At 70.3% G+C, this 22720-nt stretch carries 16 protein-coding genes and 3 pseudogenes; 7 read left to right on the top strand and 12 right to left on the bottom strand.

What is annotated here, in order from left to right; all coding sequences use genetic code 11:
• Positions 1–35: 35 nt before the first annotated feature.
• From ACSMX9_RS12115 to ACSMX9_RS12095, 5 genes are all read right to left on the bottom strand, one after another.
• The gene (locus tag ACSMX9_RS12115; protein ID WP_445402286.1) at positions 36–1313 is read right to left on the bottom strand and encodes a TIGR02679 family protein; all 1278 of its coding nucleotides are present in this window, start codon (positions 1311–1313) and stop codon (positions 36–38) included.
• A complete protein-coding gene (locus tag ACSMX9_RS12110; RefSeq protein WP_445402284.1) occupies positions 1310–5551 on the bottom strand; it encodes a TIGR02680 family protein in 4242 nt (1413 codons plus the stop codon). Before ACSMX9_RS12110 ends, ACSMX9_RS12115 begins: the two co-directional genes overlap by 4 nt.
• A complete protein-coding gene (locus ACSMX9_RS12105) occupies positions 5548–6867 on the bottom strand; it encodes a TIGR02678 family protein (protein ID WP_445402282.1) in 1320 nt (439 codons plus the stop codon). The genes ACSMX9_RS12110 and ACSMX9_RS12105 overlap by 4 nt, the downstream gene beginning before the upstream one ends.
• Positions 6864–8504 (bottom strand): TIGR02677 family protein, encoded by a 1641-nt coding sequence (locus ACSMX9_RS12100; protein WP_445402280.1) that lies wholly within the window; start codon positions 8502–8504, stop codon positions 6864–6866. The genes ACSMX9_RS12105 and ACSMX9_RS12100 overlap by 4 nt, the downstream gene beginning before the upstream one ends.
• Before the next feature lie 1389 nt (positions 8505–9893).
• Entirely contained in the window at positions 9894–10310 is a 417-nt protein-coding gene (locus tag ACSMX9_RS12095; protein ID WP_445402278.1) for a hypothetical protein, read from the bottom strand.
• Positions 10311–10592: 282 nt separating this feature from the next.
• Between ACSMX9_RS12095 and ACSMX9_RS12090 the strand changes: the two are divergent.
• From ACSMX9_RS12090 to ACSMX9_RS12075, 4 genes and pseudogenes are all read left to right on the top strand, one after another.
• A pseudogene (locus ACSMX9_RS12090) lies at positions 10593–11305 on the top strand (winged helix-turn-helix domain-containing protein); the annotation flags it as partial.
• Between the two features lie 337 nt (positions 11306–11642).
• On the top strand, positions 11643–12464 hold the full coding sequence (locus ACSMX9_RS12085; RefSeq protein WP_445402965.1) for a TIGR04255 family protein: 822 nt from the start codon (positions 11643–11645) through the stop codon (positions 12462–12464).
• 8 nt (positions 12465–12472) lie between these two features.
• Complete coding sequence (locus ACSMX9_RS12080; RefSeq protein WP_445402276.1) at positions 12473–13303, top strand: hypothetical protein; 831 nt, start codon at positions 12473–12475, stop codon at positions 13301–13303.
• A gap of 21 nt (positions 13304–13324) precedes the next feature.
• The gene (locus ACSMX9_RS12075; protein WP_445402274.1) at positions 13325–14275 is read left to right on the top strand and encodes a hypothetical protein; all 951 of its coding nucleotides are present in this window, start codon (positions 13325–13327) and stop codon (positions 14273–14275) included.
• Between the two features lie 155 nt (positions 14276–14430).
• Here ACSMX9_RS12075 and ACSMX9_RS12070 read toward each other — a convergent pair whose 3' ends face one another.
• From ACSMX9_RS12070 to ACSMX9_RS12050, 5 genes and pseudogenes are all read right to left on the bottom strand, one after another.
• Complete coding sequence (locus tag ACSMX9_RS12070; protein ID WP_445402964.1) at positions 14431–15261, bottom strand: aminoglycoside phosphotransferase; 831 nt, start codon at positions 15259–15261, stop codon at positions 14431–14433.
• A 120-nt stretch (positions 15262–15381) separates the two neighbouring features.
• Entirely contained in the window at positions 15382–15594 is a 213-nt protein-coding gene (locus ACSMX9_RS12065; RefSeq protein WP_244451822.1) for a hypothetical protein, read from the bottom strand.
• A complete protein-coding gene (locus ACSMX9_RS12060) occupies positions 15591–16751 on the bottom strand; it encodes a radical SAM protein (RefSeq protein ID WP_445402272.1) in 1161 nt (386 codons plus the stop codon). The genes ACSMX9_RS12065 and ACSMX9_RS12060 overlap by 4 nt, the downstream gene beginning before the upstream one ends.
• A complete protein-coding gene (locus ACSMX9_RS12055) occupies positions 16748–17200 on the bottom strand; it encodes an ATP-binding protein (protein ID WP_445402270.1) in 453 nt (150 codons plus the stop codon). The genes ACSMX9_RS12060 and ACSMX9_RS12055 overlap by 4 nt, the downstream gene beginning before the upstream one ends.
• Positions 17201–17208: 8 nt before the next feature.
• Positions 17209–17636, bottom strand: a pseudogene (locus tag ACSMX9_RS12050) (hypothetical protein).
• Between the two features lie 154 nt (positions 17637–17790).
• Here ACSMX9_RS12050 and ACSMX9_RS12045 point away from each other — a divergent pair.
• The 3 genes and pseudogenes from ACSMX9_RS12045 (at position 17791) to ACSMX9_RS12035 (ending at position 20315) form a co-directional block, all read left to right on the top strand.
• Positions 17791–18894 carry a helix-turn-helix domain-containing protein gene (locus tag ACSMX9_RS12045; protein ID WP_445402268.1) on the top strand — a complete coding sequence of 368 codons (1104 nt, stop codon included), beginning with the start codon at positions 17791–17793 and terminating at the stop codon, positions 18892–18894.
• A gap of 16 nt (positions 18895–18910) precedes the next feature.
• Complete coding sequence (locus ACSMX9_RS12040) at positions 18911–19579, top strand: YdcF family protein (protein ID WP_065488002.1); 669 nt, start codon at positions 18911–18913, stop codon at positions 19577–19579.
• 46 nt (positions 19580–19625) lie between these two features.
• Positions 19626–20315 (top strand): annotated as a pseudogene (locus ACSMX9_RS12035) (WbqC family protein).
• Between the two features lie 30 nt (positions 20316–20345).
• Here ACSMX9_RS12035 and ACSMX9_RS12030 read toward each other — a convergent pair.
• Positions 20346–22019, bottom strand: a complete 1674-nt coding sequence (locus ACSMX9_RS12030; protein ID WP_445402266.1) for a relaxase/mobilization nuclease domain-containing protein — start codon at positions 22017–22019, stop codon at positions 20346–20348.
• A complete protein-coding gene (gene mobC / locus ACSMX9_RS12025; protein ID WP_445402264.1) occupies positions 22016–22684 on the bottom strand; it encodes a plasmid mobilization relaxosome protein MobC in 669 nt (222 codons plus the stop codon). Before mobC ends, ACSMX9_RS12030 begins: the two co-directional genes overlap by 4 nt.
• Positions 22685–22720: the final 36 nt, after the last annotated feature.

Below are 22720 nucleotides of genomic sequence, written 5' to 3'. Positions count from 1 at the left end.
GGGCGGCGTTGCCCCGCCCGGCCCGGTCGACGACGTCAGGGGGCGGACCGCTCGGCCAGGTCCGCCACCAGCAGGTCGAGGGTGGCCTCCTCGTGGACGGCGACCCCGAGCGAGGCCATGGCCGGGGCCAGCTCCGGGTCCCAGTCCGCCCCCACCGGGGTGCCGTCCAGCGGCAGTCGGGGGACGCTGCGGGCCCGGCCCTCCGCGACCAGCCGCGCGTACTCCTCGGCGCCCATCCGCCACGGCCGGGCCCCGTAGCGGCGGATGATCCGGTTGGCCAGCGCGATCCCCGGCCAGTCGAAGTCGCCGTGGTAGGCGAAGCGGCAGCCGGCCGAGGCGAGCGCGTCGAGCAGGGTGAGGACCACGGTGGCGGCACTGCCCGAGGTGCACACCAGCGGTCCGGCGCAGGACGCGTCCGCCGCGGCGGCCACCACCCGCGGGTTCTCGCAGATCCGGACGAGGGTCCCGGTGGGCAGGTCCGGGCGCAGGTCGAGCAGGTCCCGCAGGGTCAGATGGGTCTCGGCGTGGTGCGCGGCCCGCTCCCGCAGGGCCCGCTCCCGCCACCCGTCGCCGGTGGGCCGCAGCCCGTACGTCAGCACCGTGCTGGACACCTCGTCCGGGGTGACCGAGACCAGCCGCCACAGCGCGCGGCGGCCCGCCGCGTCCTCGGGGAGTTCGACGCCGTGGGCCAGGGCGAGACCGCGCTGCACCAGCCGGGCCAGCCAGGTGCCGTCGTCCAGGCCGTGCGCCGAACCGGTCGCGGCCGCGGCGAGTTCGCCGCGGCCCCGGGTGCCGGTGCGCTCCGGACCGAGCAGCTCCCCGAGCACCCGCACCGCCTGCCCGAGGGTGCGCACCGCCGCACCCTGCGCCACCCCCTTGGGCACCCCGGCCCGGCGCAGCGCCTCGCACCACCGTCCGGTCCACTCCTGCCCGGCGAGCGGGGAGGCGTCGAGGGCGGCGTCCAGCGCGGCCCACACCTGCCGGCGGCGCGCCGCCTCGTCCTCGCGGGCCGCACGGCGGTCCACCAGGGGAGGGCCCAACTCCTCCAGCACCCCCCGGAGCCCGACCCCGGCGGCCGACTCGCGCAGGCGGGCGTCGAGCACGTCGAGCCGCACCGTCACGGCGGCGCCCGTGAGGGGCCGGCCCAGCAGCAGCGACAGGTCGTTGCGTTCCAGGGCGCTCGGCGCCGCCAACCGGAGCGAACCGGCGGGCCGCACGCCGTTGCCCTCCAACCGGGCGCGGGCCGCCGCCCAGAGCCGGGCCAGCCCCGGGCCCGCCAACCAGGTGCGGGCGGCCGCCGGCAGACCGCTCACGTCGACTCCAGGCGCCGCTGCCGACCGTTCCAGGTGTAGTGCAGCGTGGCCACCCCGCGCACATGGGGATCGCGCAGGCACTCGTAGACGTGCAGCGACGGGACCCCGGCCCAGTTGCCCATCAGCCGCTCGCTGGTGAGGACGAAGTCGAGGTCCAGGTCGACCAGGATGCGCCCCAGCCGGCCGTGGGTGGGCTCGTCGACCTTGGCGAAGGCGTCGTCCAACAGGATCAGCCGCGGCGCGTGCGGGGCCGACTCGGCGAGGCTGGTGAAGTGCGCCGCCGCGGCGGCGAAGAGCACCAGGTACGAGAGCACCCGCTGTTCCCCCTGGCTGAGCCCGGTGCGGCCGGTCAGCTTCCGTCGACGCCCCGGGGCCGCGTCCTCGACCACGAAGGTGTGGAACCGGAACCAGGCCCGGTAGTCCAGCGCGGTCCGCAGGTGGGCCGTGTAGCCGGCCGAGGGGTCGGCGCGACGGGCGTCCTCGATGCGGCGTTGCAGCACTTCCCGCAGCCGTTCGGTCTGCTCGCGGGTGCGCAGGCCGGAGTGGCCGCGCAGCAGTTCCACGGCCGCCCGCACGTCGGCGTCCACGTCCTCGTCGAGCTTCCACAGCAGCTCCACGCCGAGGCCGTGCGAGGTCCGCACCGTCTTCAGGGTGTCGTTGAGGGCCGTGACCAGCCGGGTCGCCGTGACGACCTGCGTGGCGAGGTGGTCGCCGAGTTCGCCGGTCAGGAACCGCTGGAACACCTCGCTCTCCCGCTCGGTGAGCCGCCCCCGCGCCTGCGCGGACTCCGCGGCGATCCGCTCCCCGACGACCGCCACGTCATGGGAACCGTGGTCGTCGAGGAGCCGGCAGACCTTGATGCCGTCGCGCTCCTCCAACTGCGCGTCGTAGCCGCCCGCCAACCGGTCGCGCAGCACCGTGTGCCGCTTGAGCAGCGCGTCGTCCGACACCCGCTCCGTCGCCCGGCCCACCGCCCGCGCCACCGCCTCGGCCAGCGCGCGCAGCGCACGCAGCCGGTCGCGGACGACCGCCCCCGGGTCGTCCGCCAGGTGCTCGGGCAGCGCGGACCGCTCCAGCCCCGCCCCCTTGACGACCTCCGGACGGTTGACGGCGCCGCGCAGGGCCTGACCGGTGTCGATGACCGCGGCCTCCTGCTGCGCCAACTCCTCCCGCAGGCCCCGCTCCGCCTCCTCGGCGCGCACCCTCCGCTCGCGGAGGTCGTCGTGGGCGCGCTCCGCGGCCGGCACGGCGGCGGCGCTGCTCGCGATGCGGTCCTCCACCTCCCGTTCGCGGGCCAGGACCTCCTCCTCGGAGGCGCCGATGGCCCCCTCCCGGGTGCGCAGGTCCTGTTGCGCGGTGCGCAGCCCGTCCAGGCGGAGCCGGTAGTCCCGCTCCGCCGTCAGCCGCGCCTCGCGGGCCCGTGCGTACCGTCCGTCGTCCGCCCGGCTGCCGTCGAGCCGTCCGACGGTGCCGGCGACCGCCCGGCACACCTGACCGGTGCCGCTGAGCAGGGTCGCCAGTGCGGTGCCCACCCGTTCCAGGGCGGCGGCGTCGGTGGGCAGGTCATGGGCGGTGGCGGTGGCGTCCGCCTCGGAGCGCGCCGCGACGGCGGCCGCGCGGGCCGTCTCGGCCGCCCGGGCCGCCCGGGCCGCCTTGGCGGTCAGCTCCCGCAGGGCCGCCTCGTCGGAGGCGGCCCGGCTCCAGGCGTCGGCGAGGCCCCGGGCCGGCGGGAAGGCCCGCTCGGCGAGCGCCAGCGCCCGCCGGACGGAGTCCGCCGCGGCGAGTTCGGTGCGGGCCGCGGCCGACCGCCGTTCCGCCTCGGCGAGGCGCGCGGCCGTCTCGGCGAGGGCCCGCCGCCGGGTCTCGGCGCGGACGCTCGCCCCCACGTACTCGGCGACGTCCTTGCGGTGGCGGCCGCTCAGGGCGCCCAGCCGCCAACCCCCGTCGACGTGCACCGCACTGGCGGCCCCGCCCTCCTCCCCGGCCGGGACGAGCGCCACCCCGGCCAACAGCCGCTCCACCTGCTCGGCGGTGATGCCGCAGGCGAACCGCGGGGCGGCCGGCCGCAGGGCCGCGGCCAGGGTCGCTACCCCCGGCGGCACGGGGCCCGCCCCGAGGAGGGTGTCCCGGGTGCCGGGGTCGAGGGGGACCCCGTCCGCACCGACCCAGGCGTCGAGGATGCCGCTCGCCTCCAACGCCGCCTCCAACCCGGCGCGTTCGGCGGGCGACAGGTGCTCCGCGAAGTCCACCAGCCGGTAGAAGGGCTCCCCCCGGGCCGGGTCGCGCTCGGCGGCGCGGTGGTGCGGGGGCACCGGCTCCGGGTCGGTGCGCTCCTCCTGCTCCCGCTTCTCCCGCGACAGCCGCCCGACCTCCGCGTCCAGCCGCCCGACGTCGAGCGCCCGCGCGTCCCGGTGCCGGGTGAGGTGCTCCGCGTACGGCTCCAGCACCGCCCGCGCCGAGCGCTGGGCACGGGCGTCCGCATCGGCCGGCAACACCCCGTCGGAGGGGGCGTCGCCGTCATCCCGGGCCACCTCGGCGAGGACGGCGTCCAGCGGGGGACAGTCGGGCCCCGCCGCGGACCGGGTGTGCGCCACCCACGCGGCGACCTCCCCGGCGTACCCCCGGCTCGCCCCGGCGACCCGCTCGCGGCTCGCTTCGAGACGCCCGGCGGCCTCCTCCGCCTCGCCCTCCAGCCGCTCCCGGTCCGCATCGGCGCCCGCCGCCGAGGCCCGGGCCCGCTCGGCCCGCGCGGCGAGGGCGGTCACCTCCCGCAGGGCCCGGGTCCGGTTCCGCACCACGGACCCGGCGTCCTCCAACTGCTTCTGCCAGGAACGCAGTCCGGCCTCCGCGGACGCCACGTCCACCCGCACCACCGGCCCGTGCCGCACCGTCGACGCCGCCCCGTCCGGCCCGAGGAGCTCCACCGAGGTCGCCGCGGAACGGGCCGTGCGCGGCAGCGCCACCGCATCGCCCAGGTGCCCGGCGGGCAGGCCCGCCCGCTCCGCCAGGGACAGCAACTCCCGGTGCTCGGTGCTCAGCTCGATCAGTCGGCTGCCGAGGTCCTCGACGCCCTCGGCCAGCCGCCGCGCCGCGTCCTCCTCCGCGTCGTGGGCGCTGCGCAGGGCGGTGAACGCGGTCACCGCCGTGGTGCGCAGGGCCTCCACCGTGCCGCGCCGCTCGGAGAGTTCGCGCAGGCTGCGGTAGGCGTGGCTGGCGTGCAGGGCGGCCAGGGCGGTGCGGGCGGCCCGTTCCTCCTCGCGGAGCCCCGCCAGCACGGCCCGTGCCTCCTCCTCCCGCTGGTGCAGCTCGCCGGTGCGCTGCGCGGCGTCCCCGGCCGCCCGGCGGCGCACCGAGAGGGCGTCCAACTCCCCGCTCACCTTCCGGGCCGAGGCGCGCAGCACCCCGGCCAGGTAGCCGCGGTAGTCGGTGAGGAAGGTGCGCAGCGCCTCGTCGGTGCGCTCCAGGCGGCCCAGCTCCTCCCGCACCGCGTCCAGGTCGTGGAGGTTGCGCGCCACCCGCTCGACCACTTCCTCGTCGAGGCCGGGCAGCGTCTCGCTCAGCAGCACGGCCAGGCCGCCGTGCTCGATGCGGTCCCCGACCGTGGGGCGCCGCAGCCGGTGCAGCAACTGGGTCAGGTTGCGGTAGCGGGTGGCGTCGGCGATGCCGAAGAGGTCCCGCGCCACCCGGGCCCGGTGGGCGACCGGGCGCTCGGTCGCGTTCTCGGCGCCCACCACCTCCTTCAGCCGGTCGACGGGCAGCGGCTTGCCCGCCTCGACCAGGTCCAGCCCCGCGCCGACCCGCAGCGGGGTGACGAAGAAGGTCGGCACCGCCCGCTGCGTCGACCGCGAGGCGCGCACGGCGGCGCCCACCGTCAGGTACCGGGGGTCGCCCTCCCCGGTCGTCCCGCGGAACTCCACCCACAGGTAGCCGAGGCGGTTGGTCTGCTCGAACCCGTCCAACATCAGCCAGGCCAGCGTCGTCCGCCCGGTGCCGGTCGCGTCCAGCGCCCGCGCGTCGCCGTCCAACAGGTAGGGCAGCAGCATCTCCAGGGCCTTGGACTTGCCCGCCCCGTTCTTGCCGCGCAACAACAGCCGACCGTCGCCGAAGGCGAACTCCTGGCCGTCGTACTGCCAGACGTTCTGGATGCCGGCGCGGTGCAGGCGGAAGCGACCGCCCGCCGGCGTCGACGGGTTCCCCGGTCGCGGCGACGGGACGGGGCCACGGGCATCGGCGGTCATATCGGCAACTCCTGCTGTACGTCGTGGTCCTCGCGGTGCGCGCCACCGGAGCGCACGGTGACGCGGGTGGCGTACCGGGCGGCGGCGGCCAGCAGCACCCAGCCCCCGCCGCCCGGCCGGGCCCCGCGGACGTCCGTCACCTGCCGCCCCGGCGGCAACTCCTCGTACCCCTCCGGCACCCCGTGGCCCTCGGCGCGCACCGGCCCGGCGGGGGCCAGCAGCCGCATCCGCGCCAGCAGCCCCAGCACGGCGTCCCGCAGGGCGCCCGGGTCCTCCAGGTAGCCGCGCTGCCAGCCGCTGCGCCCGCCGTACTCGGCGACCAGCCCGGCCAGCACCTCGTCCACCAGCCCGTCCGGCACGGCCACGCCGACGACCAGGGTCCCGGTGGACGCCGTCCCGGAACCGGTGGGCCGGAGCCGCTCCACCAGCCGGTCCAGCAACAGCAGCGCGGCCTGGGCGACGGTTCCGGTACCGGGGAACCGGAGGTCCGTCAGCTCGTCCTCCGGGTCGACCAGGGCCACTCCCTCGGCGCGGATCTCCGTCTCCAGACCCAGCAGTTCGAAGAACGCCTGGGCCTCCCGGCGCTGACGGGTGCGGAGCCAGTCGCGCTCCGCGTCGGTCAGCTCGTCGAGGTGGACGACGGGCGTCTCGACCAGCATCCGGCGCACATAGGTGCGGGCACCGCCGAAGCCCGGGTCCGCCGCCCGGCGGACCAGATCGGCGCCGTCCCGGGACTGGGCGAGCGGCCCGGCCACGATGGCGCGGGCCAGCTCCCGGTCCACCGTGATCAACGCCTCGCCCTCGGTCTCCTGCGCCAGGGCGGCCACCCGGCCGTGCGTCTCCACCAGCACGCCCCACTCCACCAACTGGCGCAGCGCCGCGACCAGCGTCCGCTTCCCGGCCGCCCGACCCGTCTCCTCCAGCTCGACCTGCGCATCGGCCGCCGCGGCCCGCACGTCCGCGACCAGCTGCGACAACAGCATCTGCTCGGGCGCGGTCACCAGGACCGACAGCGCCAGGGCGAGGCAGGCGTAGGTGCGCGGGGTGAAGGGCGTGCCGGTGGACCGCAGCAGCTGGTGCCCCGCCCGCGGCCCCAGCCCGGCCTTGAACAGCCGCGCGTAGGAGCTGTCGACCACCAGGCGGTAGCCGAGCACCTGCTGGAACCGCTTGCGCAGCCACTCGGCGTGCCGGCGGACCAACGGGAACACGTCGGCGTGCGGACCGCTCGACGAGACCAGCGGATGGGACAGCAACAACCGGGCGGCGGCCCGGCGTTCGGCCGCCACCGCCACGTCGTGGGCCGAGGGGATCGTCACGACGCACCCGCCCCCACCGATGCACCCGGTTCGGCCGGGCCGGTCGGCCCGTCCGGTCCGGCCGGCCGGTCGACGGCCAACTCCAGGTCGTCCAGGAGCAGATCGCCGTCCGTCGCCCGCAACAGCGTCCGAGCGCCCGCCGTCCGGTGCACGGTGAGCCGGACGCCCAGGTCGGCGTCCTCGCTCCGCGCCGCCTCCAGCCCGAACCCGGCCGCCCCCTCGGCCCGTCGCCCGAGCCGTGCGTTCCCGAGCGCGGTGGCCAACAGCTCCAACAGCAGGTCCAGCGCCGCCGAGGTCAACCGCACCTCCTCGAACCGGCCCGAGGCGCTGCACAGTTCGTCCGCCGCCGCCCGCCTGGCCGCCGACCGGGCCCGTGCGGCCCGCCGCAGCCGTTCCTTCTGCGCCGAGTGGTCCTCCACCGCCGCCGTCCGCCCCCGCTGCGCCCGGCTGCCCCGCTCGCGCAGCGCGACCGGGACCTCGACCACCGGTCCCGTCCACCACCCGGTGTGCGCGGGCAGCACCTCGTCGGTGGCCGGCGGCACGCCCAGGTGACGGGCGCCGTACAGGCCGAAGGCGGCCACCGCGATGTCGTGCGCGTCCTCGGGAGCGGCCCCGTCGAACCACTGCGCCAACCGCAACAGGTCCCTGCGCCGCGACATCTCCCCGGTGGCCGAGCGCAGCATCCGCTTGGCGTTGGCCAACAGGGACTGGAGCGCCCGTAGCGTGGCCTCCCGCAACTGATCGACCTGGCTGCCCTGCCCGTCCAGGTCGGTGAACCAGCCGCGCAGCCCCTCCCAGTCGGCCAACTCCCGCCCGCGGCTGCGCTGCACCCGGCCCTCCGGACCGCCGTCCACCTGCGGGGAGAGTCCGGCGAGCCCCTGGGCGTGCGCGTCCACCTGCGCCAGCAGCTCCGGCAGCCGCGGCCACAGCGCGTCCAGGGCCGCCGAGATCCGGGGCGCCCGGAAGGCCACGTCCTCCGTGATCGCCTCCACGTAGTCCAGGAGCAGTTCCTTGAAGCCCTGGTACTCGGCGCCGTCCAGGTCGTACCGGGCGAGCACCTGCCCCAGGTAGGCGTAGAAGTCCCGCACCGAGTCGGCGAACCCGGCGAACTGGACGAACAGCGTGCTGATCCGCTCCAGCCCGTCCTGCGGGGCCACCCCACCCGGCTCCGCCGCCGCCCCGGCCAACTCCCGCAACCCCCGTTCCACCAGCGCCAACAGCTCGTTGCTCACCTCCCGGGCGGCCTCGGCCTCGGTCAGCACCCCGTCGGCGTCCCGCTGGATCCGCTCGCCCAGCCGCGACAGCTGGTAGCGCGCCCGGGACCGCTGGTACTCGGTGATGCTGGACGCCCGCACCGTGTGGTTGCCGCGCAACAGGTTTCCCCAGCGCTCCAGTTGCTCCAACCGCCCGGTGAGCGCATCGGCGTCCAGCCCGGCCCCCGCCCCGCCGGCGCCGCGCAACTTCGCCAGGACGTCCGGCACCGCCAGGTCCGCCAGCAGCGTCCCGCAGAAGACCCGCATGACGGCCAGGTACTCCAGCCGCTCCGGCGCACTGAGGTACGCGTACGCGTCCAACCGCCGGCGCTGCGCCTCGTCCCTGCCGGGCGCCGGCGGTGCACCTGCTGCGGATTCGTCCATGCCCGAGAGGTTACGTGCAGTGTTCGGACGGTGCTGCCGAGTGGCTGGAAATGCTCCGATCGGGCCGGGGCGGGGCCGGGGTTCGCCCACTCCGTCGGACCGCGCCCGGGCGGCGGCGAGGTGTCGTGCCCGGGCTCCGGTCGTTCGAACGGGGGCGGCAACACGGAGACCTGCGCCGGCGCCGGATCCGCCTGACGTTCAACCGGCTCCGATGCAGGCTTTGTCGAGAGGTCGCCGGCGCGCGAGGGTCGCCTTCGGCACGGGGCAGGGTTCGTGCGGATCGCCCGCGTCCCCTCTGATGTGCGGTGCATCGACCAGCGCGGGGCGTGGCGTGCTGCATGTCACGCTTCGCGATGACCTTCCGCCTCGACGCCGGTCATCCACTCAGCACGGTCCCGCCCCGTTGCCAGTGCCGTGCCCCGCACGGCCGTGCGGTGGACCCTCAGCAGCGGCATGCTGGCGGGCCCGCTGTTCCTCACGGCCAGACTCGCCCAGGGCTTCGCGCAGAGGCGTGCCGGGAGAACCTGCCGCCCGGGGAGGGGGCCGCGCGGATCGTGCTGGGCGACTTCAACATCTTGGAGCCCGACCACACGCCGCAGTACAGGTTCTTCCAGGAGTTCGAGTACGCCTTCTACCGCTGGCTCGGGGAGGGGGGACACGGACGCCGTCCGGGCCCTGCACCTGGATGCGCTCGAATACTCCTGGGTGGGCCAGTGATCCGCCGGTTGCTGGCGATCTGCACGAGACGCGTTCTCCACCATCCGCCCATGATCAACCATCAAGAGCTCAGCACCTCACCCGCCAACCATGCACGAGCTCGTTAGCCGTCGGCACGGACGAGCTTGCTCATCTGGCCGAACTGCTCGACGCCCTCGCCGCCGAAGCCGACGAGCGGACGATCCACGAGTATCGCGCCCTCCTCCGGGAGCGTTCGAGCAGTCAGCCCGTCTGAAGCTCCGCGATGACCTGCCGTGCCCTGTGCCGGGCGGGTTCGATCCGGGGGTCCTCCGGGTGGGCGTCCGGCCCGAGGATCTTCGAGGCCGCGAACAGCGTCATCAACCTGCCGTCGGCACGTTGCCGCCCTCGAGGCGGAAGTCACGCAAAAAGGTCAGGATCTACATCTTGACTGTAGATGTAGATCCTGACCTCATACGTAGCTGTCGGGGTGGCGGGATTTGAACCCACGACCTCTTCGTCCCGAATGAGGTTCGAGTGGGCTCGTGATCGGCGGCGATGGGTATCGGCGCTGGTCAGAGACTTACTGCGAGGCGGGCCCGCATGGCTTCAGCGGGTATCCATTGGAAGATCATCTCCCAGATTTCTCCCAGCGAGGGCCGACTGCCTACACACTGGGCGCGGAGTGGCGCGGTTGCCCAGCAAGTTTGCGTATCAGGTGAGGCTCTTGCGGCGTGCGCGCAGGGAGTAGGTCGTCGGCCCGCCCGGCCTGCCGCTTTTCGACCAGCCGCCGCTCGTCGCGATGACCCAGCCCTTCTGGTCCTTCATCTGCGCGGCGAAGGTACGGCGGTCGTTGATGGAGCAGCCGCAGGTGAGGGTGACGTCGATGTCGAGGTACTGGCTGCGAGGGTTGTCGTCGCCGTACGGATCCTTGATCCATTCGACCTTGTGGATGTGGTCCTTCAGGCCGGTTCGCTCTTCGTCATGCTTGATCCCGAGTGCCTTGGCGAACTCGTCCAGGTCGTCGATCTCGAAGAGGTCGCTCGACCATTGGCCGGGCCAGACGGCGTACAGCCGGGACTCTCCGGCGACCGCGCGCTCGTAGGCGGCACGCTGGTCCCCGTGCGTCACGGTGCCATCCCGGTGGACCTCGATATAGCACGTCGTACTTGAGGCGTACGGGAAGTCTCTGCCGGTTGCGGCTGCGCTTCGTGGCTTCATTGGCCCCCCATGTGGTTCTACGGCAATGCACTTTGTTCGATCCCAGTGAACAACAGGTCGGCATTGCAGGAGTGCCATCTCATGAAAGGTGATCGGAGCGCGTTGTCGACCAGAGCACAGTTGGTTACTGAGCTTGAACTCGTGATGTCGTAGGGGCTGACGGGCTGTGGTATCCTGCGGCATCACCGGGTCGTGAGGTATCCACAGGGTGGCGGGCTGACCGCTGAACAGCAGCAGTTCCGCGTGGAGTTACGGGGCCAGGCGGCCGAGCGGTTCGCAAGGGGCGAACCGAGCTCAGCGATCGCTAAAGATCTGCGCGTCAGCGTCCGTTCGGTGCAGCGATGGCGGCGGGCCTTGGATGACGGCGGTCCGCGGGACTTGCGCTCGCGTGGGCCCGCGTTGCTGCCACGGCTGAATGAGAAGCAGTTCGCGCAGTTGGAGGCGGAGCTGGCCAAGGGGTCGGCCGCGCGCGGGTGGGAGGACCAGCGGTGGACGCGGGCCAGGGTCAAGACGGTGAACGGCCGGCGCTTCCACATGACCTACACCGTTCAGGGCGTGCGCAAGCTCCTGATGCGCAACGGCTGGTCCTGTCAGGTCCCGGCCCGACGCGCGATGGAGCGGGACGACGAGGCGGTGGCCGGGTGGGTCAAGGAGGTGTGGCCGTGCGTGGAAGGCTCGCGGCGGCCCGTGGGGCCTGGCTGGTCTTCGAGGACGAAGCCGGATTCTCCATGACGCCTCCGCAGGCCAGGACCTGGTCCCAGCGTGGCCGGACCCCGGTGGTGCGGTTCCGCGGCCGCTCCCGGCGACGCGTCGCCATCGCCGCGCTGACCCGCTAAAAACCCGGCCACCGCTCCCGGGTGATCTACCGGCCCCGCCGGGACGACGGCCGACGCGACGGCCGCAGGAGGGAGGGGGCCTGACCCCGGCCGACTGCGCCTCTCGCCTGCGGCGATGGTCCGTAGATGTCCGCGCCCGTCCATCGTTGTGCGTCAGCGTTGTCACGCAGTTAGACACGCACCGCTGGCGGACGCGAGCACCGTTGAGTTGGTTCTGCAGGCCGCTCCTGACAAGCAGCATTGGTGCCAGCCGAGCCAGCGCACTCAGCCATCACGGATCACCTGCTTCCCGCGTCAGAGGGGGCCGCAGAGGGTACGCTAAGAGTATGCAGCTAGTGTGCAGGTCGGATCGATAGCAGGGAGGCGAGGTACGTACGTGACTTCGTTGCGCGGATCAGACCCGGACATGCCTCTGGCTGGCTTGCCACCTGCGGGGCGTGCCCTACTGCGTGACGCACCCGTTGAACTTGCGATTGCTGAGATTCGGTTCGCTGGCGTTGGTAATTCCGTATCGACTGATCAGGCCCTCGCAATTAAGGAACTGGCAGAAGAGCGCGGTATCAAATTCACGTCTATGGAGCCAGCACAGAGGAATGAACTCCTCGTAGACGTGAACGCTTCTGGAGCTAGTCCGCAAGTGCACGTTCGGGCGCGAGGTTGGCAGCTTGGTCGCGACGGTGGAAAGTTGCTAGCCACTATAATGCCCGATTCTCTGGTGGTGCAGACTTCGCAATATGAACGGTGGAGCGTCAGCCTGCGGCCAGTGCTAGAATCTTTGCTGCTTGGATTCGAGCAACACCTAGAACCTAAATTGCTGCACCGCCTCGGTGTTCGTTACGTAAATCGCCTCGTTGATACCGAAGCTAAGGCGCCGAATGCATGGCGAAATCGGATCTCAGATTCCTTTTTGGGGCCGATCCTTGACCCTGTGATCGGCGACAAAGTGGCAGCCGCTCAGCAGCAGATCGAGCTTGCGTTGGGAGATGGTCAGGGTGCTTTGCTGCGGCATGGAGCGTTCGTCGACGCCGCAGCACAGAATGCCATCAGCTACTTGATGGATATTGACGTCTTCGACGCGACAACTCGCCGATTCATCAGTGCGGACGCTATCGAAGCCTGCCAGCGGCTTAATCGCACTGCGCTATCGCTTTTTAAGCAGGCAATGCGGCCCGAGTCCTGGCTAGCAGCTCAAGAGGAGAACGTAGGCAGCAAGTCCGAGAGCGATTAGGGGGAATCGTGAACGCGACAATGATGGCAAGGCAGTCTGGTGAACGCCATACAGGGAACATCGTAGAGATCGCCAAGTTGGAAGAGACTGGCTATGATCGCCGACTCTTCGAAAGCACCTCGCTTCAGCTTCCCGGGGTGGCTAATACTGTTCTGCGTGATGTTCTGAAGTCCTGGGACACCACGCTGACACCAGCCCTGCCGGTTCTATTGGTGCCTCACGCTTCAGCGGTTGCTCGTTCATGTGAGCTTCACGTGGAGATGGACCGACTGATCGGCCAAACACTCGCGTGGATCAGCCCTATTCTCGGTCAGGTGCTGCTTGAAGGAGAGACAGAGGACGAATCTAAAGAGGCTGACTCCTCGGGTAGCGAAACGGCTGTTGAAGCGATTCATGAAGTCAAGAAGATGCTTGGCCTCCCTCTCCGCGATGTCCTCACTGCGGCTGGTGTGGCTCATCGGACTTTCTATTCGTGGCGGGGCAGCAAGGTGTCCCCACGCTTGTCCAGCCAAGGAAGGCTGTGGGCTCTCGTCCAAGCCAGCGCTGATCTCAGGGAGATCATGGGGGAGGAGCTACCGCGCTGGGTTGCGGCCGACCCCGATAGGCGCCAGAGCCTCCTTGCCGGCGACTTCGACTCACTCATGGCTGAAGTCTTGGAGCGTAAGGCTCAGCGAGGAGAGTACAGGGAGTACGGTCACACCTCAGAAGCTCTTGACCACATTGGGGCAGCCGGTCCTGAGTATCCTGACTTCCCTGAAACGCAGGCTCGGCGATTGACTGGAAAGGTCAGAAAGGTTAAACCGGGGGTCCGTGTTCGCGGAGCAGCGCACCCGCGTTGATGCGGCTAAAACGGAGAGAAAATGGCAGAGTCGGCCGTGAATCCTACTAAAATCGAGGATGCGGCATCCGACGAGTTCGAATCGCTAGACTCGTTGGTTCCTGAGACCTGGCCCGACGACTGCGTGGCCGCTTTGGATGCCTGGAAGCAAGGCGACTTGCTTCCAGGTTCCGTACTCTCTTGGGCCGCTCCACCTGGTCTAGATCCTGTGACAGGAATTGACTCAAGTGGCGGCGACGACACGGAGGCCGAATCCGGAGAATGGCAACACGTTGCCGTCGAGGATTTGCGTTGCGCGTGGGCCATTGTTACCAGTCAGACCTGTGACATTGCTGCAGCAGGTCCGGGAGCCAGGCATCCACTCGTGCAAGTTAGCCCCGTGGTCTGCATATCGAATATCTCCGATAATCGACGTGGTGCCATCGAGGGTCACGAAGTCTCCCACCTTGTTGCGCTCACTAAACCCCCGAGTTACGGCTTTTGGGTGGCTGATCTCAGGATTAGCCTGCCTGCGAGTAAGCAGCTCCTTGTGGTTAATGCGCCCCATCCTGGATTTTCCAGCGAACGGGATGCGCTCGACTTTGCGGAGCATGTAGCAGCTCGCCTCAGGCGCCCCTCACTGCATGACTTCATCAGCGACACTATGGTGAAGTCGATCAGCCAGCACATCAAGACTGTTTATAAGGGCGAACCTGAATGGTGGGAGCAGGTTGAGCAGTTGCGGGTGCTGGTGACTGGTTCGCGCCTCAATCCTGAATCTGTCCAGTTGGTAGTGGTGCAGCAGGAAAAGCTTGACGCTAAGCAGCGAAAAATCTGGCGTGACTGGGCGACTTCCTTCCGTAAGGTACTGAAAAAAGAGGGCATTGTCCTTGAGCCCTTGCACTTCACCACTTTGGACGTAATGACGGCCCGACTTTACAGAAGTTCCGTGCCTTTGCGCGTGCCTGAGCTACGGCGTCCCTATATCTGGTAGGGCGGGTTCTGACTCACCTTAAGGTCGGCGGAGCGGCTTTGGCGCGAGTGATCATGGCCCCGTAAGCTTCCGGCGCGTCGGGCAGTCTGTTGACCTGCCCGGTAAAGCACGACGTTGGGGCCATGATCTTCGAGGCTCGCGCCAAAGGGGCTGCCTTAAGACGAGGTAGATCCGACGGCGGGCGTGGACCCTCTGAGGAGTACGAGCCTGAACGCAGCGGCCCGCTTGGCCATCCGCTGCTTCCACGGCGTTGGATCCTCCTCGGCGATCTCCTGCCACAGCGCCGCAGATGCGGAACCGAATGCCGTCAGTGCCTCCGGATCGGTGTTCCGCCACGATGGGAAGCGGCCTGCGAACATGATCGCGTCCTCCGCCGGGTGGCCGGCGTCCATGAGCCTCAGCGCCAGGGCGCCTGGATCGATCCACGCCGCCCCGCGCGTTGGCCACGCCCAGTCGACGAGGCGGGCACGGCCGTCGGTGATCAGGACGTTGTGCGGTGCGAAGTCGGTGTGCAGCAGTGTGTTGCCGCTGAAGTGCTGGAGCGTTCCGGTCGGAGCGTAATCCGCCCAGCGGTCCACCGCGTCCTTGATCTCGATGTCGGCCGGAGCGGTGATCCGTTGCAGTTCGGTGAGCGCGGCTTCTACGAGCACCAAGTCGGCCGAGCCGGGGCTGTAGTCGGCGTGGCGACCGCTGAGGACCTCGTATCCGAGAAGGCTCCATCCACCGACTTCCAGGTGCCAGTACAGGCGGGGACAGGACGTGGGCAGGTGGGGGGCGATCTCCGCCTCGCGTCGCTGTGCTGCGACCTGCGGATGATCACTCGCGATGCCCTTCACGAAAACGCTGCCGCTCTCCGTCTCCAGGACGGAGGCGACGCCGGAGTTCATGCCGCCGGTCATGGTCACCGCCTGATGCACAGGACCGGTCTTGTCAGTGACAGCCTGGCGGACGTCGGCGGGGAGCTGATCGAAGGGAATGCGAGACATGGACACGCGCGGTTCCTCATGGGGCTCGGAGACAAGGGAGTGCCGCCCCAGCCAGGGTAGGACCGGGGCGGCACTCATGGGGCGCGTACGCGAGCGGTGCGGCGCCCGCCTGCGGTGTGTCTAGTACGGCTGGTCGTCGCCGGCCGAGCAGCTGCACTCGGCGCCTTCGGCGGCCTCGTCCAGGTCGGCGATGATCTGGACCTCGTCGTCACGGATGGCTGCGGCCGGCAGTGGCACGGCCAAGGCGCCGGTTGCACCATCGGTGGGGCGCCGTCCGATGGTGAGCAGAACCGGTTCGCGCGGCGGGGTGAGGGTTGTGGTGGGTGGAGTCATGATCCGTAGCCTCCGTGTTGGCAGTAGAGCTCTCGTCGGTCCCCCGCCTCCTGGTAGAGCTTGGCCAGCGGCCGGCAGGTACGGCAGGTGCCGACCTTCGTGCAGCCGGAGCATCCACCGGTGCGGAGCTGTAGGGACTCGGCGATGGCGCCGAGCCGGGTGAGGGCGGCGACGCCCTCTGTCACGAGGTTCACGCTCGGGTCGCGGCCGACCTTGCAAACGGACGCGATGCCGTGTGGGTTGACGTGGAAGAACGTCCGGCCGGCATTGCAGCCGGTGAATACGCTCCGGGCCTTGATGTGGCCCTCGGCCTGCGTCGCCAGCGGGTTCGCCTCGCCGTCGATCGTCGGCGACATGTTCGTGAAGACCTGGTGCGGGAAGCCGTAGCGCGCGCACAGAGTCACCATCGCGTCGAGTTCGTGAGCGTTGTCGTCCGACACGATCACGTTCAGCCGGACCGGCAGCCGGTCCTGGTGGGCCGCGTCCAGCCCCTGGATGAACCGGCCGAATGCGCCGCGGTTGCGAGTGACCTTGTCGTACGTGTCCGCGGTCGCGCCGTAGACGCTGAGCGTGAGCCGGTAAGGGCGATGGCGTGCGAACAGCCCGCGGATCGGCGGCTTGCGCAGGGACGAACCGTTCGAGGAGACCTGCACCATCATCCCGAGCTGGTGGGCGTACTCGTAGGCCGCGCCGAACTCGCGGTCGATCAGTGCCTCGCCGCCCGTGATCTGCAGCCAGAGCACGCCCGCGTCGCGCATCATCCGCAGGAGCTGCTGTTTGCCCGCCCAGTCCAGCCCCTCGAAGCGCTTCTCGCCGAGGTAGCAGAACTCGCAGTCGTAGTCGCAGCCGAGGTTGATTTCCCATGACGCCTTTGCGTACCCGTACGGCGATCGCTCGCGCACGAGGACGAAATCGCCGACCGGTCCGTCAGGCAGCTCGGTGCCCCACGCCTGCCGCGCGGCATCAACAAGCCAAGCCGGCAGAGGGCCTCCGACGTGGCTCGCGGCGCGCAGCTCCTCGTAGCGAATCCCAGGAATGCGCACACCGACCGCTCGGCCTGGCTGAAGAAGGAGGTGTTGGGCGAGGAACGGGCTGGCCACGAGACGCGTGCTTGACGCGGCAGGCGCCGCCCGATCCGGTGTGCCGGTTTCGGTCATCGGACCTCCAGAGGGCGGTCGTCGTGGTTTGGGACGGGAGGGCTGATCGACTGTGCGGCGTCGTCCGCGGTCTTGAAGCAGGACCAGATGATCTTCCCGAGCGGTGTACGGTCCCTCACTCCCCACTCGTCGGAAAGCGCGGCCACCAACGTCAGGCCCCTCCCGGAGATGTCTGTGGCGGTCGGCTCGCGTACGACGGGCTGCTGGCGACGGCTGTCGTGCACTTCCAGGCGTACGCAGTTGTCGTCGATGTCGAGCCGGACGAGGAAGCCGTGCCTGCGGGCGGTGCCGTGGAGAACGGCGTTCGTGGCGAGTTCGGAGACGCACAGGCAGATGTCCTCGGTGCGGCTCGTCAGACCCCAGCCGTCCAGCGCTCTGGTGGCGAACTGCCGTGCTTTGCTTACGGACTGGCGGCGGGCCTCGAAGAACTGCTGAAGCGACTCGGGCATGGTGTGCCTCATGACTCCGTGCTCAGGAGGAGGAGTGGCGCGGGGAAGCGGCGGTGGGCGGTCTGCTGACGAGGTACGTGGCCAGGCCCGATGCGGGGGCGGCGGGCCAGCAGCAGGCGGGCGCCGGCGGCCTCGATAAGGCGGGTGCGTTCGGCGGCGAGGTGCTTCGGCCCCAGGTGAGACAGGGCGGGGGCGATGACACCGTAGACGTCAGGAAGGGCCAGCGCGTCCAGCAGGCCGATGAACGCGGTGGAGCTCGGTTCGGTTGCCGCGACCTGTCCTTGAAGACGCCGGAGAGCTGCAGCTCATGGATCCGGCAGTACTCCGTCAGCGACGCCTGTAACGCCGTTTGACGGGCTGCGGAGACTCCGGCCAGCCGCAGGAAGCCGTAGACGACGGGCCCGTTGACTGGGCGGTGCTCGGTCAGGAGTTCCATGCTGGTGACCGTCCAAGGGACTCGGCGAAAGGAGACCCCTTGAGCGTCGCCGTACCTCAATGCGCAGGGAATCACCGGCTGTTCCACTTGCGCTCTACTTCCGCCCCACCGGCCGCACGCTTCTGCTTCCATGGCTGGTGGAAGGGAGCGACGCGTGGCGACCGTGCACCACTGGACCGGCCTGGAGGCCAGAGCTCTACGGCTCGCCCTCCGCCTGAGCGTGCGTGCTTTCGCCGAGCGCCTCGGTCTCGCCGTCGCGACCATCTCGAAGTGGGAAAAGCTCCGGTCCGCGACCGAGCCCCGCCCTGACACGCAGGCCATTCTTGACACCGCGCTCGGTCGCGCCGATGCCTCCGTGCACCTGCGCTTCGAAACGCTCCTGTCGGAGATGGCCGGCCCCGGGCAGGTGGCAACCGGACGCCGGGTGACGGCCGCCGGGCCCAGAGCCTGGGAGTACGAGTCGTGGACCGATGACCTGGACCGTGCCGTCGTCGCCTTGTCCCGGCAGAACTTCACCTTCGCCGACAGCCTGCTGGGCCGATGGCTCAACCGTTTCACGGCCGCCGAACTCGATGACAAGGGCCTGTACCTCTACGCCCGATCCACCGCGTTACTCGGAGACCTCAAGCGCGATCAGGGCGCGGTGCTCGGACCACTGTCCGCACGCCACTCCTACGCGGGCGCGCGCTCGATCTTCACCCAGCTCGACATTCCCCGCCGTGTCGCCCAGCTCGATCTGTCCCTCGCGGTCGTCGCGGAGATGTCCGGTGACCTGGAGACGTCGGCCCGTACGTACGAAACGCTCGCCGTCGACGACCGGCTCTCTCGCCGTGACCGGGCCAGAGCCCGCCTGTGGGTGGGCACCGCACTCAGCAAGGACGGCAACCACGACTACGCGACCCGCGTGATGCAGGCCGCGACCCGTGATTTCGAAGACCTCACCGAACCCGACGATTGGTCGGTGGCCCATCAGAAGCTCGCCCTGGCCCGCCGGGGCGTCGGGGACCTCACCCAAGCCCTGCACTTCATCGACATCGCCCGAAGCAGCGGGAGCAGCGACTCACCGATGCAACGTGTACGACTGGACACCGCTCACGGCCACATCCTGCTGTCCGACGCGGCGACCCGCGATGATGGGTTACGCGTTCTCGGCCAGGCCGCTCGGACGGCCGCGCAGTACGGCCTCGTGCACCAACTGCGCAGTATCGAGAGCGTCAAGGCCAGCAGTGAAGGGCGCCCGGGGCCCCGCCGACGGTGATCAGGGAGACGAACGCATGAGTGACAGCCAGCAGGTCATCACTGAAGACCAGTGGCACCAGGCCAAGGCGATCTGGGACTACCACCAGATGCACCACCAGGCCCATCCCGCGGACGTGGCGATCGGCCTGGGCAGCCACGACCTGGGGGTGGCCACGCGCGCCGCCGAGCTGTACCACGCGGGTCTCTTCCCCACGCTGGTCTTCACCGGCGGCAACAGCCCGACCACCGCCAAGGTCTTCCCACGCGGCGAAGCGGTCCACTTCCGCGAGCACGCCATCGACCTCGACGTCCCCGCCTCAGCGATCCTGCTGGAGCCCCACGCCGCAAACACCGGGCAGAACATCACCCTCGCCCGCGAGGTCCTGGCCGACGCCGGCATCACCCCGGAGAAGGTGCTGCTGGTCTCCAAGCCCTACATGGAACGGCGGTCGTACGCCACCGCCCGCAAGCTGTGGCCCGAGGTCGAGATGGTGTGCGCCTCGGAAACCCTGGAGTTCGACGACTACCTCAAGTCCATCGGCGACGAGAAGCTCGTGGTGGACATGCTCGTCGGCGACCTCCAGCGCGTGATCGAGTATCCGAAGCTCGGGTTCGCCATCGAGCAGGAGGTCCCGGAGGACGTGCATGCTGCGTACGAATCCCTCATCCACGCCGGCTTCACCAGCCGCCTCATCGCTTCCTGAACTCTCCTCCCCGGGCAGCCTGTGCGCCATCCACCAGCCCAACTTCATGCCCCGGCTGACCACGCTGGCCAAGCTGTTCGCGTCGGACCACTGGATCGTCCTGGACGACGTGCAGTTCGCCCGCCGCGACTACCAGCATCGCGCCCGCATCGCCACACTCGACGGCCTCGGCCCGAACCGGTGGCTGACCATCCCCACTCACCGCCCCTCCGGGCGCGCCACCCTTATCAGAGACACCCTGATCGCCGACCCTGCCGCAGCCCGACGCAGAGCCTCATCGATCCTGCGCCAGCAGTACGGGACCAGTCCTCACTGGCCCGCACTTGACCGTGCCCTTCAGCCGGTCTGGAATGCGTTCGACACAGGAAGGGTCGCGCCGGTCGCCAGGGCCTCGACTCGCGCCCTGCTCGAACTGCTCGGCTGGCGGGGACAGATCTTCACCAGCAGCGCCTTGCCCGCACGCACGGGCCGGTCCGAGCGGCTGGCCGACCTGGCCGACGCCACCAATGCACGCGCGTACCTGTGAGGCACCGGCGGCATGACCTACCTGGACCACGCGCCCTTCACCGAGCTGGGCGTAGCCGTCGTCCCGTTTCTCTCCCCGGCCACTGGGCTGTGGGCCTCAGGACGACAGGTCAGTGCTCTGCGGGCGCTGGCCCTCCGCGGCCCCGACGCTGTGGGAGCTCGTCTCCGGGCTCTCGCGTTTGCCCACGATGCGCTGGGGCGCGCGGCCTGACACCCGCTTCGGGTACGGAAGCGGGTGTGATCAGCGTCGACGTGCCTGTGGCGGCTGTGGCTGCGAGGCCGCGACCGCTGCCGGGCTGACCGATGTGCCTTGCCGCCGTGCCGCGCTCCGCATCCGTGCCACTCGTGCACGGTCGCTCGGAACCGGCCTGGTGCTGAGCCGCTCGATGCGCCAGGTCAGTACCCGTGCAGGGCTGCGGGCGTCGTTGAGAGCCCGTTCGTCGGTGGCCTGCTGCAGTAGCTGCTTCGGATCATGCCCGGCCTTCTCGGCGGTTGCGAGGGCGGCGGTGAGGGCGTCGAAGGCCGGGTCCTCGACCACCTGCTCGGCGTGGGCAGGCATGGCCTGTCGGATGAGGAGGATGTGCCGTTCCACGATCTGCTGGGCGAGGGCGGTCAGGGGTGCGGTGGCTGTCTGCTCGTAGGCGGCTTGCAGGTGGATCAGGGTCTGTTGGGCTGCGGCCACCTGTTGGTCGTGGTGGCGGAGCTGGTGCCAGCGGGCGGCGGCGATGACGGCGAGGATCGCGGCGTCGAGGAACATCGCCAGCAGCGCGCCGTCCTTGGGGGCGGGCTCGCGGACCATGGCTCGTACGGCGCTACGCAGGGCGCGGGCGTGCTGGTGCTCGGCCTGGACGCGGGAGCGGGTGGCGCGCTCGAACGCCTCGGCTGCCTGCCATAGCTGGGGACGAATTTCCCGGGGTGCGCGCATGGGCAGGGCGTCGAGGGCTTCGCCGAAGGCGGCCAGGTGGGCCTGAGCGGCTGCATCGTCATTGCCGTCGAGGTGGTGGGGGATGCGTTCCGCGGCGGCGGTTGCCTGGTGCCACGGGTTCACCCGACGGGGGCTGTGCTGGGGTTCGGTGGCTTCTAGACGCTTGCGGATCTTGGGGAGGGACAGGTCGGGGGAGAGTTCGGAGCCGGAGTACCAGATCAGCTCCTGCTGGGCGTTGACGTCGCCGTCGAGGGCGACGGTGTAGCCGCGTACATCACCGGACGGGAAGTGCTTGATGTCCACGAGGATGTCGTCGGTGTGCTCCAGCAGGTGGACGAACTCCTCGGTGCTGGTGGCGGCGGCCACGGCGGTGCGCACGGTGGTGCGCAGGTGTTCGCGGGCGGTGCGGGCTTGGCCGGCGCGCTTGGCCTTCTCCTGCTCGGCACGGGTGGGTCGTTTCGCGGCTGTGCGATCCCCGCGTATGACCTGGAAGAGGCCGTACTCCTTTTCAACGGCTGCGAGTTCGCGGTCGGCGGTGAGGTAGTCGTTCCAGTGCCGGGCGGTGCGCAGGTCGGCGCGAACTGTGCTGGCGGCGATGTGGATGTGGTCGGGGGCGTGGCGGACGGCGACCCAGCGGCAGCCGTCCGGATCGCCGTCGGGTGCGATGCCGGTTGCGGCGACGATCCGGCGGCCGATGTCGCCCCATTCCTCGTCGCTGAGGTGGCGGTCGGTCTTGGTGGCGCGGATTGAGCAGTGCCACACGTGCTTCTCGGGTGCCCGGCCGAGCCGCGCGGCCTGTTTGACGTGCAGGTCGAGGTCGGCGACGAGAGCCCGCTTCGTGGCGTCGAAATCGGGGGTGCGGCCGGGGTCGGGGGCGAAGCCGTCCCAGGAGGCGACCAGGTGCGGGTCGGTGTGGCCCTTCTTCTTCGTGTCGTAGAGGTAGTGGATCAGGTTGGCGGTGTCCTTGCCTCCGGTGATCTTCGCGATCATCGGGCCGCCTTGTGGCTGACGGCCTGGTTCGCGGCGGTGGCGATGCGGCGCACGGCCTCACCCACGGCGTTCAGGCTCCGGTCGGTCTGGGCGAGGAGGGCGCTGTCCCCAGGGTGTGGATGACCGCCGGAGTTGAGCTTCTTGGCGATCTGGTTGACGTTGCGGCCGATGGCGGTGACCTGCTCGCGCAGGGCATTGATCTCGTCGATGTAGTCGTCGAGCTGGGTGCGCTGGCCGGCCAGGGTGAGGTCGCCGTGGACGTGGGCCAGAGTGGCTGCGGCAACGTAGTGGGCGCCGCTGAGGTTCAGTGACGCTGCCTTGGCGCGTATGTCGGCCTCTTCCTCTTCGCTGTAGCGGACGTCGACTTGTCCCTCGCGACGGCCGTTGGGGTCGGGCTTGCGACGTTGGGCGACGCGGTGCAAGGCGGCTTCTTCTGCGGCACGCGGCAACAACGGCATCTCGACGGCAGCAGTGCTGTCGGCGACGGCGCTGGGCTGTTCCTGCTCGGGCACCCCCTGGTGCCCGAGTGCCTCCGCCACCCCCGGGGCGGAGGCTTCCCCGTGAGGCCGGCCCTTGGACGGTCCAGCGGGATACCTTGCTGCGCTGTTCAGGTCGGTGGTCATCTCCTGCTGCGGGATGGCGAGTTCGTGGTGCGGGTCGTGCATGGGCTGGTTCTCCGTGGAGCGCTGGGGTCGAGTGTT

This window comes from Streptomyces sp. LE64, assembly GCF_052606915.1.
This window is presented reverse-complemented; position numbering and strand designations above follow the sequence as displayed.

Coding starts and splice junctions, on each gene's coding strand:
- ACSMX9_RS12110 (WP_445402284.1), bottom strand. CDS start 5,551: ATGACCGCCGATGCCCGTGGCCCCGTCCCGTCGCCGCGACCGGGGAAC.
- ACSMX9_RS12100 (WP_445402280.1), bottom strand. CDS start 8,504: ATGGACGAATCCGCAGCAGGTGCACCGCCGGCGCCCGGCAGGGACGAG.
- ACSMX9_RS12085 (WP_445402965.1), top strand. CDS start 11,643: ATGCCTCTGGCTGGCTTGCCACCTGCGGGGCGTGCCCTACTGCGTGAC.
- ACSMX9_RS12075 (WP_445402274.1), top strand. CDS start 13,325: ATGGCAGAGTCGGCCGTGAATCCTACTAAAATCGAGGATGCGGCATCC.
- ACSMX9_RS12070 (WP_445402964.1), bottom strand. CDS start 15,261: ATGTCTCGCATTCCCTTCGATCAGCTCCCCGCCGACGTCCGCCAGGCT.
- ACSMX9_RS12065 (WP_244451822.1), bottom strand. CDS start 15,594: ATGACTCCACCCACCACAACCCTCACCCCGCCGCGCGAACCGGTTCTG.
- ACSMX9_RS12060 (WP_445402272.1), bottom strand. CDS start 16,751: ATGACCGAAACCGGCACACCGGATCGGGCGGCGCCTGCCGCGTCAAGC.
- ACSMX9_RS12055 (WP_445402270.1), bottom strand. CDS start 17,200: ATGCCCGAGTCGCTTCAGCAGTTCTTCGAGGCCCGCCGCCAGTCCGTA.
- ACSMX9_RS12040 (WP_065488002.1), top strand. CDS start 18,911: ATGAGTGACAGCCAGCAGGTCATCACTGAAGACCAGTGGCACCAGGCC.
- ACSMX9_RS12030 (WP_445402266.1), bottom strand. CDS start 22,019: ATGATCGCGAAGATCACCGGAGGCAAGGACACCGCCAACCTGATCCAC.
- mobC (WP_445402264.1), bottom strand. CDS start 22,684: ATGCACGACCCGCACCACGAACTCGCCATCCCGCAGCAGGAGATGACC.